The sequence below is a fragment of the Streptomyces zinciresistens K42 genome, assembly GCF_000225525.1.
Taxonomy (GTDB): Bacteria; Actinomycetota; Actinomycetes; order Streptomycetales; family Streptomycetaceae; genus Streptomyces; species Streptomyces zinciresistens.
In genome coordinates this window covers 51,510-65,789 of the sequence record NZ_AGBF01000003.1, presented here as the reverse complement: position 1 = coordinate 65,789, position 14,280 = coordinate 51,510, and the positions used below count along the sequence as shown (strand labels likewise).

Annotated in this window: 1 protein-coding gene; it reads right to left on the bottom strand. The window is 73.0% G+C overall.

The window, feature by feature from the left end; genetic code table 11:
- Window positions 1–40 precede the first annotated feature (40 nt).
- Complete coding sequence (locus SZN_RS02245; RefSeq protein WP_425274400.1) at window positions 41–14,278, bottom strand: type I polyketide synthase; 14,238 nt, start codon at window positions 14,276–14,278, stop codon at window positions 41–43.
- Window positions 14,279–14,280 lie beyond the last annotated feature (2 nt).

The window sequence follows — 14,280 nt, the reverse complement described above, 5'->3', positions numbered from 1 at the left end:
AATGGAAGGAGGCCAGAGACCTGCACCTCGGCGATCACATTTAGCTGAGCTCGTTTTCGATGAAATCGAAGAGGTCGTCGTCCGACGCGTCGTCAAGCCGCTGCGTAATGCTCTCGGCGTCCGTCGATCCGTCCTCGCCGCCGTTCAGTTTGGCGAGGAGCATCTGGAGTCGGGATGCGATGGCCGTTCGCTCGGCATTGTCCGGCTCAGCCGTGGAGAGTGATGCCTCGAGTTTTTCCAGATCCGCGAGCAGCGGAGTGGCGGAAGTCCCCTCGTCGGGGAGGACGCCCACGCGTACGTGTTCCGCGAGCGCCCTTGCGTTGGGATAGTCGAAGACCAGTGTCGTGGGCAGTCGCAGACCCGTGTCCGCGTTCAACCGGTTGCGGAATTCTACCGCCGTGAGCGAGTCGAATCCCAATTCCTTGAAGGCGCGGTCGGATTCCACGCCCTCCGTACCTGAGAATCCGAGAACCGCGGCCGCGTGACCGCGTACCAGGTCGAGCACGGCGCGCTGCCGCTCACCCGGCGCCAGCGCGAGGAGCCGTTCCCTCAGCCGTGATCCGCTCTCCGCGTGACTCTCCTCGGCGGCGCGGTCCTGTTCAAGGGCCGAGATGACCTCGGGCAGGTCGCCGATGAGCGGGCTGGGCCGCCCGATCGTGAACGCGGGAGCGAACCGCCCCCAGTCCACATCGGCGACCGCCACCACACCGTCGTCACCCGCGACCGCCCCCTGCAACGCGGCGACCGCCAGACCCGGCGCCATCGAGACCAGCCCCCGACGCGCCAGCTCACCGCCCCCGCCACCGGCCGCCATACCACCCCCGGCCCAAGGACCCCAGGCCACCGCCGTACCGGCAAGACCCCGCGCCCGACGCTCCTGCACCAGCGCATCCAGATACGCGTTCGCCGCACCGTACGCGGCCTGGCCACCACTGCCCCACACACCCGCGATCGACGAGAAGACCACGAACGCGTCCAGCTCACGATCACCCAGCAACGCATCCAGATGGACGGCACCCGCCACCTTCCCCGACACCACGCCGGCGGCATCCGCCAGGCTCATCGTCGCCAACTCGGCGGCCTGCTCCACACCCGCCGCGTGGAAGACGGCCGTCAGCGGGAGTTCGTCCGGGACGGCGTCCAGTACCGCGGCCAGTTGCGCCCGGTCGGCCACGTCGCAGGCCGCGACGGTCACCCGGGCACCCAGGGCTTCGAGTTCCCCGCGCAGTTCGGGCGCTCCCGGAGCCTTGATGCCGCGACGGCTCGTCAGCACCACGTGCTCGGCTCCCCGGGCCACCGCCCACCGCGCGATCCGAGCACCCAGTGCCCCGGTACCACCGGTCACCAGCACCGAACCGCCGGCTCGCCACGGCCGGTCCGCCCCCTCACCGACCCCGGCTTCAGCCCGCACCAGGCGCCGAACGAACACGCCCGAGCCTCGTACGGCGGCCTGGTCCTCATCGCCCCCGGCGGCCAGCACACCGACCAGCCGGCCCACCGCACGCTCGTCCAGCACCTCGGGCAGATCCACCAGACCGCCCCACACCGCCGAGTGCTCCAGCGCCACGACCCGGCCCAGGCCCCACACCTGCGACTGCAGCACACCGGTGAGCCGATCCGAACGCCCCACCGACACGGCGCCCCGCGAGGCGCACCAGAGGGGGGCGGCGGCACCCGCTTCCACCCACGCCTGCGCCAGCGTCAGCGTGGAAGCGAAGCCGCCGGACAGCGCGGGGAACTCCGGGCAGGGCTCCTCGTCCAGGGCGAGCAGGGACAGCACTCCGCCCAGGGCGGGCGCGTCGGCGACCACCTCACGCAGCCGCTCGCCCAGCGCCCCGGCGTCGAGGTGCCGCTCGTCCACCACCAGCGACATCACATCCGCGCCGTGCCGGCCGAGCCCGGAGGAGACCTCCGCCACCAGCGTGTCCTCGGCACGGGACGCCGGAACCACCACCAGCCACGTCCCCGACAGCGATCCACCGGCCGCCTCCGCAGCCGGCTTCCACACCACCCGATAGCGCCAACCGTCGATCGTGGACTGCTCGCGGTTGCTCCGGTGATAGGCGGACAGCGCGGGCAGGACCGCACTCAGCGGCGTGTCGCCGTCGACGTCGAGTGTCTCGGCGAGCGCTTCGAGGTCCTCGCGCTCGACCGCTTCCCAGAACCGCGCGTCCACCGAGTCCGCGGCGGCCGAACCCGCATCGCGGACACCTCCGGCCGCGGACGCCTCCGGCCAGAACCGCTCGCGCTGAAACGCGTATGTCGGAAGCTCCGCCTTGCCGGCGCCCCGCCCGGCGAATACCGATTCCCAGTTCACCGCGGCACCGTGCGCGTGCAATTCGGCCAGGGCCGTCATCAACGCCCCTGCTTCGGGGCGTTCCTTGCGCAGCACGGGAACCAGCATTGCCGCTGAGGTGTCTTCGGCGCTTTCCGCGAGGCAGTCCTGAGCCATCGCGGTGAGCACACCGTCGGGACCCACTTCCAGGAACCTGGTCACGCCCAACGCCTTGAGCGAACGTATCCCATCCGCGAACCGCACCGCCTCACGCACATGCCGAACCCAGTAATCCGGAGAACTCGTCTCATCCTCCGACACCAGCGCACCGGTGACATTGGACACCAGCGCCATGGCCGGCGGTTCGAAAGAGACCTCACGGACCACGTGGCCGAACGCGTCCAACACACTGTCCATGAGGAAAGAGTGAAACGCATGTGAGACCCGCAAACACCTAGTCTTCGTCCCGCTCGCCTTCCATGTGTCCGCCACCTCCTGGACCGCGGCCGCGTGGCCCGCGATCACCACCGCCGACGGCCCGTTGACGGCGGCGATGTTCACCTCGTGCTCACGGCCGGCGAGTGAGGCGGCGACCTCCTCCTCGGACGCCTGTACGGCGACCATCGCGCCGCCCTCGGGCAGCGCCTGCATCAGCCGGCCGCGGGCGGCGATCAGCGTGCACGCGTCCTCCAGCGAGAACACCCCCGCCACGTGCGCTGCCGCGATCTCACCGACGGAGTGGCCGATCACCACGTCCGGGGTGACACCGAAGTGCTCCAGCAGCCGGAACAGCGCCACCTCGACCGCGAACAGCGCGGGCTGGGTGAACGCCGTCCGGTCCAGCAGCTCGGCGTCCGCACTGCCCTCCGCCGCGAACATCACCTCGCGCAGCGGGCGGTCGAGCAGCAGGTCCAGATGCGCGCACACCCCGTCGAGCGCCTGGGCGAACACCGGGTAGGCGTCGTACAACTCCCGCCCCATGCCCGGACGCTGCGCGCCCTGACCCGAGAACAGGAACGCCGTCCTGCCACCCGGTACGGCCTGCCCCTGGACGACGCCGGAAGCGATCCCGTGCCCGGCCACGGCGTCGAGACCCCGCAGGAGGGTCTCCCGGTCCTCGCCGACCAGCACGGCCCGGTGTTCGAACACGGAGCGGGTCGCCAGCGAGTAGCCCACGTCCAGCGCGCCGAGGTCGGCTCTGGCGGCCACATGCGCGGCGAGCCGCTCGGCCTGCGCCCGCAGCGCCTCCCGGCTCTTGCCGGACACCAGCCACGGCACCACGGCCGCCGTCACCGGCGTCTCGGGCAGGGCCGGCTCCGCGGTCACGGCCTCTTCCAGGTCGGGGGCCTGCTCGATGATGGTGTGGGCGTTGGTGCCGCTCAGCCCGAACGAGGAGACACCCGCCCGGCGCGGCCGCCCCGTCTCCGGCCACGCGGTGGCCTCGGTCAGCGGACGCACGTCACCCGCCGACCAGTCCACCTGCCGCGACGGCTCGTCCAGGTGAAGGATCTTCGGCAACACGCCCTCGCGCATCGCCATGACCATCTTGATGACACCGGCGACACCGGCGGCGGCCTGGGTATGGCCGATGTTCGACTTGACGGCACCCAGCCACAGCGGCTGCCCCTCCGGCCGCCCCTGGCCGTAGGTGGCCAGCAGGGCCTGCGCCTCGATCGGGTCACCCAGCGTCGTACCCGTACCGTGCGCCTCCACGACGTCCACCTCGGCCGCCGACAGCCCGGCACTCGCCAGCGCCTGCCGGATCACCCGCTGCTGCGACGGGCCGTTGGGGGCGGTCAGGCCGTTGGACGCGCCGTCCTGGTTGATCGCCGAGCCGCGCACGACGGCCAGCACCGGATGGCCGTTCCTGCGCGCGTCCGACAGGCGTTCCACGAGGAGCATGCCGGCGCCCTCGGACCAGCCGGTGCCGTCCGCCGCGTCCGCGAAGGGCTTGCACCGGCCGTCGGGGGCCAGTCCGCGCTGACGGCTGAACTCCACGAACGCGCCGGGCGTCGACATCACCGACACACCGCCGGCCAGCGCCAGGTCGCACTCGCCCTGCCGCAGCGCCTGCATGGCCATGTGCAGCGCCACCAGCGACGACGAGCACGCGGTGTCCACCGTCACCGCGGGACCCTCCAGACCGAAGGTGTAGGAGATGCGCCCCGACACCACGCTGGCCGCGCTCCCCGTGCCCAGGTGGCCTTCCAGGTCGCCCTGCGCGTCCAGCCACAGTCCGGCGTAGTCCTGGCCGTTCGTGCCGACGAACACGCCCGCCCGGGTGCCCCGCAGCGACTCGGGGGCGATACCGGCGCGTTCGAACGCCTCCCACGAGGTCTCCAGCAGCAGCCGCTGCTGCGGGTCCATGGCGAGCGCCTCACGCGGTGAGATCCCGAAGAACTTCGCGTCGAATTCCGGGGCGCCGTAGAGGAAGCCGCCCTCGCGTGCGTAGGACGTGCCGAGCCGCCCGGGGTCGGGATCGTACAGACCGTCGAGGTCCCAGCCGCGGTCGCCGGGGAACTCGGCGATGGCGTCGCCGCCCTGGGCGACCAGCTTCCACAGGTCTTCCGGTGTGTGCACATCCCCGGGGAAGTGGCAGCTCATCGCGACGATCGCGATCGGGTCGCCGTCCACGGGGGCGGTCCTCGGTTCGGGGGCGGACAGGGCCGGCTGGGCGGAGCCGAACGCCTCGGCGTCGAGGTGGTCGGCCAGTTCGGCGGCGCTCGGATAGTCGAAGACCAGTGTGGCCGGCAGGCGCAGTCCGGTCGCGAGGTCCAGCCGGTTGCGCAGCTCGACCGCGGTGAGGGAGTCGAACCCGAGGTCGCGGAAGGCCCGGCCGGGCTCGATCGACCGGGCCGAAGCGTGGCCGAGCACGGCGGCGGCGTGGCCCTGTACCAGTTCCAGGACTGCTTGGTTGCGCTCGGCCGCCGACAGCCCGGCGAGCTTCTGGGCGAAGGTGGCGGCTTCCGCCTCGGTACCGGCGTCGTCCGCGGTCAGGTGCTGGTGCGCCTCGGGGATGTCGCTGAGGAGAGCGCCGCCGCCGGAGGTGGCATGTGCCGAGGCCAGGCGCTTCCAGTCGACGTCGGCGACGACGAGCGAAGCCTCGTCATGGCCGGCGGCCCAACCGAGCGCCGCCACGGCCGGCGCCGGGTCCATCGCGGCGACCACGCCGCCGCGCACCCGTTCCCCGGCGCGGCTTTCGGCGGCCATCCCGGCCTCGGCCCAGGGGCCCCAGGCGACCGCCGTACCGGCGAGACCGGCGCCGCGGCGCAGCACCGCGAGCGCGTCCAGGTAGGCGTTCGCCGCCGCGTAGGCGCCCTGTCCGGCGCCGCCCACCACACCGGCGAACGACGAGAACAGCACGAACGCGTCGAGGTCCAGATGTGCCGTCAGTTCGTGCAGCTGCCTGGCGCCCGACGCCTTCGCGCCGAGTACCCCGGCGACCCGGTCGACGGACAGACCGTCCAGCACACCGTCGTCCAGCACACCGGCCGCATGCACGACCCCGCGCAGGGGGAACTCCTCGGGGATTCCCGCCAGCACCTCGGTGAGCGCGTCGCGGTCGGCCACATCGCAAGCGGCCACCGAGACCAGCGCACCCATGGCCTCTAGTTCCGCCTTCAGCTGGGGCGCACCGTCGGCCGCCAGGCCGCGGCGGCTCGTGAGGACGACGTGTCGCGCGCCCTCGCGCACCGCCCAACGGGCCACATGCGCGCCCAACGCGCCCGTGCCACCGGTCACCAGAACCGAGCCGGCCGGCCGCCAGGCTCCGCCGCCCGACGACGCGACCCGCGCCAACCGCCGGACGAACACACCGGAACCCCGCACCGCGGCCTGGTCCTCGGCGCCCTCGGCGGACAGCACACCGGCCAGCCGCCCCACGGCGCGCCCGTCGAGGACCTCGGGCAGATCGACCAGGCCACCCCAGATCCGGGGGTGCTCCAGGGCCGCGACCCGGCCGAGGCCCCACACCTGCGCCTGCACCGGGCTGGTGAGCCGGTCCGAACGTCCCACCGAGACCGCGCCCCGCGAGGCGCACCACAGCCGAACGTCGATGTCCAGCCCCGCCAGGGCCTGCACCAACCGCAGGGTCAGCGCGAGTCCGGCCGCGACCTGCGGCTCCTCGACGAGGGGCTCCTCGTCGAGGGCGAGCAGCGACAGCACGCTGATCCCGGTCTCGCCGTCGAGTGCGCCGAGCAGGGCCCGGGTCAGCCCGTCGGGGTCGGTGTCGGCCGCGACCGCCACCAGCACGACCCGGGCGCCGTGCTTCCCGATTCCCTGACCGATCGACGTGGTGACGTCGCTGTCCGCCAGTCCGGCCGGCACCACCAGAAGCCAGGTCCCCGAGGGGGCCCCGCCGGTCATGTCCGGGACCGGCTTCCAGGAGACGCGGTACCGCCATCCTTCGACGGTGGCCCGGTCACGCTGCTGACGCCGGTACGACGACAGCGCGGGCAGCAGTTCGCTCAGCGAGCCGTCCCCGTCGACGTCCAGCGCCTCGGCCAGGGCCTCCAGGTCCTCGCGCTCGACGGCTTCCCAGAACCGGGCGTCCACGCTGTCGGCGGCGGAGTCTCCCGACGCACCTCCGCTGTCCTCCAGCCAGTAGCGCTGCCGCTGGAAGGCGTAGGTGGGCAGTTCGACCTTCCGCGCGCCGCGTCCGGCGAAGAGCTGTTCCCAGTCGACGGTGACGCCGTGGACGTGGAGTTCGGCCAGAGCCGTCGTCAACGCCCCCGTCTCGGGACGGTCCTTGCGCAGCACCGGCACGACGACCGAGGCCGATGCCTCCTCCCCCGTCAGACACTCCCGCGCCATCGCCGAGAGCACCCCGTCAGGACCCACCTCCACGAAGGCGGTCACCCCCTGAGCCCCGAGCGCCCGCACCCCGTCCGCGAAACGCACCGCCTCGCGCACATGCCGCACCCAGTACTCCGGCACACACACCTCGCCCGCGCCCGCAGCCCCGCCCGTCACATTCGACACCAGCGCAACCGAGGGCGGAGCGAACGACAACCCCTCGACCACCGCGCGGAAATCGTCCAGCATCGCGTCCATACGCGGCGAGTGGAACGCGTGACTGACCCGCAGACGACGCGTCTTACGCCCCTCCCGCTCCCACTGGGCGGCGATCTCCAGCACGGCCGCCTCGTCGCCCGAGACGACCACAGAGGCCGGGCCGTTGACCGCGGCGACACCCACCTCGGCCTCACGACCGGCCAGCGAACCGGCGACCTCCTCCTCCGACGCCTGCACCGCCACCATCGCGCCGCCCCCGGGCAGCGCCTGCATCAGCCGGCCACGCGCCGCAACCAGCGTGCACGCGTCCTCCAGCGAGAACACCCCCGCCACATGCGCCGCCGCGATCTCACCGATCGAGTGGCCGATCACCACGTCCGGGGTGACACCCCAGTGCTCCAGCAACCGGAACAACGCCACCTCGACCGCGAACAACGCCGGTTGCGTGAACGCCGTCCGGTCCAGCAGGTCCGCGTCCGCACTGCCCTCCGCCGCGAACATCACGTCCTTCAGCGGACGGTCCAGCAACACGTCCAGATGCGCGCACACCCCGTCCAGCGCCTGGGCGAACACCGGGAAGGCGTCGTACAACTCCCGCCCCATACCCAGGCGCTGCGCACCCTGACCCGAGAACAGGAACGCGGTCGAACCCGACGGACGCGCGGCGGACCGCACCACTCCGGGGGCGGTCTCACCGGCAGCGACAGCGTCGAGCCTCCGCAGCAGTCCGGCGCGATCCGTGCCCGTGACCACCGCACGGTGTTCGAGGGCCGAACGTGTCGCCGCCAGCGAGTAACCCACGTCCAGCGCGCCCAGTTCGGTGCGCTCCGTCAGACGCGACCTCAGCCGTTCGGCCTGGGCGCGCAGGGCTTGCGGGCTGCGGCCGGAGAGCGCCCAGGCAAGGACGCCGTGGTCCTCGGCGGGAGCGTCGTTCCGCACCGCCTCCTCGTACACCGGGGCCTGCTCGATGATGGTGTGCGCGTTGGTGCCGCTCACGCCGAACGCCGACACACCGGCCCGGCGCGGCTGACCGGTCTCCGGCCACGCGGTGGTCTCGGTCAGCAGCCGCACCTCACCCGCCGACCAGTCCACCTCCCGCGACGGCTCGTCCACATGCAGCGTCTGCGGCAGCACACCGTGCCGCATCGCCATCACCATCTTGATGATCCCGGCGACACCGGCGGCGGCCTGCGTGTGACCGATGTTCGACTTCAGCGCGCCCAGCCACAACGGGCGGCCCTCCGGCCGCTCCTGGCCGTACGTGGCGAGCAGCGCCTGCGCCTCGATCGGGTCGCCGAGCATGGTGCCGGTGCCGTGGGCCTCCACCGCGTCCACCTCGGCGGCCGACAGGCGGGCGTTCGCCAGCGCCTGCCGGATCACCCGCTGCTGCGAGGGGCCGTTGGGCGCCGTCAGACCGTTGGACGCACCGTCCTGGTTCACCGCCGAGCCGCGCACGAGCGCCAGCACCCGGTGGCCGTTGCGCTCGGCGTCGGACAGCCGCTCCACCAGCAGCATGCCCACGCCCTCGGACCACCCGGTGCCGTCGGCGGCGTCCGCGAACGGCTTGCAGCGGCCGTCGGGCGACAGTCCCCGCTGGCGGCTGAACTCCACGAAGGCCGCCGGCGTGGCCAGCACGGTCACACCGCCGGCGAGCGCCATGGAGCACTCGCCCTGGCGCAGCGCCTGCGCGGCCTGGTGCAGCGCGACCAGCGACGACGAACACGCGGTGTCCACCGTCAGCGCGGGCCCCTCAAGGCCCAAGGTGTAGGAGATACGACCGGACACGACCGAGGTCGCGTTGCCGGTCAGCAGCTGTCCTTCCAGGTCGTCGTCGGCGCCGGACCCGTAGCCCGAGGTGGCGGCGCCCACGAACACGCCGATCTGGTTGCCGCGTACGGACGTGGGCGCGATACCGGCGCGCTCGAAGACCTCCCACGAGGTCTCCAGCAGCAGCCGCTGCTGCGGGTCCATGGCGAGGGCCTCGCGCGGCGAGATCCCGAAGAAGTCCGCGTCGAACTCGCCCGCCTCGTGCAGGAAGCCGCCCTCGCGCGCGTAGAACGTGCCCGAGCGCTCGGGGTCCGGGTCGTACATCCCCTCCACGTCCCAGCCGCGGTCGGACGGGAATTCGGAGATCGCGTCGCTGCCGCCGGCCACGAGGTCCCACAGATCCTCCGGGCTGTGCACCCCGCCCGGGAAGCGGCAGCTCATGCCGACGATCGCGATCGGATCGTCGTCGACCCGGGCCGCCACCGCCACCGGGGCGGCCACCGCACCCCGCGTGCCCAGCACCTCGGCACGCAGGTGGTCCGCCAGGACCGACGCGTTCGGGTAGTCGAAGACCAGCGTCGCCGAAAGCGCCAGCCCGGTCTCCGCGTTCAGCCGGTTGCGGAGCTCCACCGCCGTGAGCGAGTCGAAGCCCAGCTCCTTGAAGGCCCGCCCGGCGTCGACCGTCTCCCCGCCGGTGAACCCGAGGACCGCGGCCACGTGGCCCCGCACCAGATCGAGCAGGGCCCGGTCGGTCTCGGCCTCGGTGAGCCCCGCCAGCCGCTCCCGCAGGCCCGCCGAGGCAGCCGCCCCGCCGGGCGCGCCCGCGGCCTCCAGCGCCTTCGCGACCTCGGGGAGGTCGCCGATCAACGAGCTCGGCCGCTCCAGGGTGAAGGCGGGGGCGAACCGCTCCCAGTCCATGTCGGCGACGGTCACCGCGGTGTCGCCGCCCTCGATCGCGCCCTGCAAGGCGGCGATGGCCAGCGCCGGAGCCATGACGCGCAGGCCGCGACGGGCGAGTTCCCTCTCCACACCCTCCGCGGCCGCCATACCGCCCTCGGCCCAGGGGCCCCAGGCCACGGCGGTGCCGGCCAGGCCCCGGGCCCGGCGGTCCTGCGCCAGCGCGTCCAGACAGGCGTTGGCGGCGCTGTACGCGGCCTGGCCACCACTGCCCCACACACCGGCGATCGACGAGAAGACGACGAACGCGTCGAGTTCCCGGTCGCCCAGCAGTTCGTCGAGGTGCGCGGCCCCCGCGGTCTTCGCGGACACCACCGCCGCCGCGTCCGCCAGGCTCATCCCCACAAGCGCGGCGGCCTGCTCGACACCCGCCGCGTGGAACACCGCGCTGAGCGGAAACTCCTCCGGAACGTCGGCGAGGACGGCGGCCAACGCGTCGCGGTCCGTCACGTCGCAGGCCGCCACGGTCACCCTCGCGCCCAGCGCCTCAAGCTCGTCGCGCAGTTCGGCGGCGCCCGGCGCGTCGGGGCCGCGTCGGCTGGTCAGCACCAGATGCCGGGCACCGCTGCGCGCCAGCCAACGGGCCACCTGGCCGCCCAGCGCGCCGGTGCCGCCGGTCACCAGCACGGTGCCACGTGCGCGCCACGGCCGCTCCGCTCCCCCACTCGCGTCAGCCCGCACCAGCCGCCTGGCGAACACCCCCGAGCCACGGATCGCGACCTGGTCCTCGCCCTTCCCGGCGGACAGCACACCGGCCAGCCGCGCCGCGCCGCGCTCGTCCAGCGACTCGGGCAGATCCACCAGGCCACCCCACACCGCGGGGTGTTCCAGCGCCACGACCCGTCCCAGACCCCAGACCTGCGACTGCACGGCGCCGGTCAGCCGGTCCGAGCGCCCCACCGACACCGCGCCGCGCGTACCGCACCACAACCGGGCCGGAACATCCGCCTCGACCATCGCCTGCGCCAGCACCAGGCTGCGCGCACCACCACCCGACAGTGCCGGATGCCCCGGGCAGGGCTCCTCGTCCAGGGCGAGCAGCGACAGGACACCACCCAGCTCAGGCGTCTGCCCGGCCACCTCACGCAGCCGCCCCGCCAGGCTGCCCGCGTCCAGGTCCCGCTCGTCCAGCACGAGCGACACCACACCCGCGCCATGCCGCTCAAGCCCGGCGACGACCCCCGAGACCGGCTCGTCGCCGGCACGGGCCGCCGGAACCACCACCAGCCACGTCCCCGACAACGGCCCCTCGGCCGGGTCCGGCACCGGCTTCCACGACACCCGGTAGCGCCAGCCGTCGATCGTCGACCGGTCGCGGCTGCCGCGCCGGTATGCCGACAGGGCGGGCAGCACCGCGCCCAGCGACGCCTGGTCCTCGACGTCCAGCGTCCTGGCGAGGGACACGAGGTCCGCCCGCTCCACGGCCTGCCAGAACCGCGCGTCCACCTCGTGGCGGACGCCGGCGTCGGCACCGGCCGCGTCGGCGGACTTCTCGGCCCAGTAGCGCCGACGCTGGAAGGCGTAGGTCGGCAGGTCGACCCTGCGGGCCCCGAGACCGTCGAAGGCCGGGGCCCAGTCGACGGCGGACCCGTGAACGTGCAGGCTGGCCAGCGCCGTGGTCAGGGCTGTGACCTCCGGGCGGTCCTTGCGCAGCCCCGGCACGATCACGGGCGCCGAGGCGGTCCCGGGCCGGTCCGACAGGCAGTCCTGTGCCATCGCCGAGAGCACACCGTCGGGACCCACCTCCAGGAAGGTGGTCACGCCCTGGGCCGCAAGGGAGCGAACGCCGTCGGCGAAGCGCACGGCCTGGCGCACATGGCGCACCCAGTACTCCGGTGCACACACCTCGGCGTCCGAGGCCGACCCGCCGGTCACGTTGGAGACCAGGTCGATGGAGGGCGCGGCGAACGAGAGCCCCTCGACGACCTTGCGGAAGTCGTCCAGCATGGCGTCCATACGCGGGGAGTGGAAGGCGTGGCTGACGCGCAGGCGGCGGGTCTTGCGGCCCCGCTCCGCCCACTGCGCGGCGATCTCCAGGACGGCGGGCTCGTCGCCGGCGATGACCACGGAGGCCGGGCCGTTGACGGCGGCGACGCTCACCTCGGCCTCACGGCCGGCCAGCGACGGCGCGATCTCCTCCTGCGACGCCTGCACTGCGACCATCGCGCCGCCCTCGGGCAGCGCCTGCATCAGCCGGCCGCGGGCGGCGATCAGCGTGCACGCGTCCTCCAGCGAGAACACCCCCGCCACATGGGCCGCCGCGATCTCACCGACGGAGTGGCCGATCACCACGTCCGGGGTGACGCCGAAGTGCTCCAGCAGCCGGAACAGCGCCACCTCGACGGCGAACAGCGCGGGTTGCGTGAACGCCGTCCGGTCCAGCAGTTCCGCGTCCGCGCTGCCTTCCGCCGCGAACATCACCTCGCGCAGCGGGCGGTCGAGCAGCACGTCCAGATGCGCGCACACCCCGTCCAGCGCCTGGGCGAACACCGGGAACGCCTCGTACAACTCCCGCCCCATGCCCGGACGCTGCGCACCCTGGCCGGTGAACAGGAACGCGAGGGTGTCCTCGACCCGTGCCGTGCCCCGAATGACCTGAGCCGCGTTCTCGCCGGCGGCCAGAGCCTTCAGGCCGCGCAGGAAGTCGTCCCGGTCCCCGGCGACCACGGCCGCACGGTGCTCGAACGCCGATCGGGTCGTGGCCAGCGAGAAGCCGACGTCCGCAGGCGCCGGCTCCGCGTGGGCGCTCAGATGGGCGTGGAGCCGGCCGGCCTGGGCGGCGAGCGCCTCCGCGCTCTTGCCGGACAGCAGCCAGGGCAGGGCGGCGGGCCGCTCGGCCCGGTCCGCCTCGGGGGCCACCGTCGCGGCCGGTGCGTCGCGGTCGGCTTCCGGAGCCTGCTCGATGATGGTGTGCGCGTTGGTGCCGCTCACCCCGAAGGAGGAGATGCCCGCGCGGCGCGGTCGGCCCGTCTCCGGCCACGCGGTGGTCTCGGTCAGCAGCCGCACCTCGCCCGCGGACCAGTCCACCTGCCGCGACGGCTCGTCCACGTGCAGCGTCTTCGGCAGCACACCGTGCCGCATCGCCATCACCATCTTGATGACGCCCGCGACTCCGGCGGCGGCCTGGGTATGGCCGATGTTCGACTTGATGGCACCCAGCCACAGCGGGCTGTCCGCCGACCGCTCCCTGCCGTACGTCGCCAGCAGCGCCTGCGCCTCGATCGGGTCGCCCAGCGTGGTGCCCGTGCCGTGCGCCTCCACCGCGTCCACGTCCGACGCCGACAGCCCCGCGTTCGCCAGCGCCTGCCGGATCACCCGCTGCTGCGACGGGCCGTTGGGGGCGGTCAGGCCGTTGGACGCGCCGTCCTGGTTGATCGCCGAACCCCGAACGATCGCCAGCACCGGATGGCCGTTCCTGCGCGCGTCCGACAGACGTTCCACGAGGAGCATGCCGACGCCCTCGGACCAGCCGGTGCCGTCCGCCGCGTTCGCGAACGGCTTGCACCGGCCGTCGGGGGCGAGCCCCCGTTGCCGGCTGAACTCCACGAACGCGCCCGGCGTCGACATCACCGACACACCGCCGGCCAGCGCCAGATCGCACTCGCCCTGGCGCAGTGCCTGCATGGCCATGTGCAGCGCCACCAGCGATGCCGAACAGGCCGTGTCCACCGACACCGCGGGCCCCTCAAGACCCAAGGTGTAGGAGATGCGCCCCGACACCACGCTGACCGCGCTGCCCGTCAGATAGCCCTCCAGCCCATCTCCCGCCTCGAGAAGGTGAGTCGAGTAGTCCTGGCCGTTCGTGCCGACGAAGACCCCGACCGGCTTGCCGCGCAGAGACAGCGGGTCGATGCCGGTTCGTTCGAACGCCTCCCATGACGCTTCGAGCACCAGCCGCTGCTGCGGGTCGGTCGCCACGGCCTCACGGGGGGATATCCCGAAGAACTGCGGGTCGAACTCGTCGGCCTCGTGGCAGAAGCCGCCCTCGCGGGCGTAACTCGTCCCCGGATTGTCGGGGTCCGGGTGGTACAGCCCCTCGACGTCCCAGCCGCGGTTCGTCGGAAACCCTGAGATGGCGTCGCCGCCGTCGACGACGAGTTGCCACAGCTGCTCCGGGGTGTGCACGCCTCCGGGGAAGCGGCAGCTCATCCCGACAATGGCAAGGGGCTCACGCGACGCCGCGACCAGGCGCTGGTTCTGTAGCTTGAGGCGGTCGTTTTCCCGCAAGGAAGCGCGCAGCGCTTCGACCACTCTCTCGGAGGACATAG

What these genes read in the sequence shown, in the direction of transcription:
- SZN_RS02245 (WP_425274400.1), bottom strand. Translation starts at nt 14,278, where the DNA reads ATGTCCTCCGAGAGAGTGGTCGAAGCGCTGCGCGCTTCCTTGCGGGAA.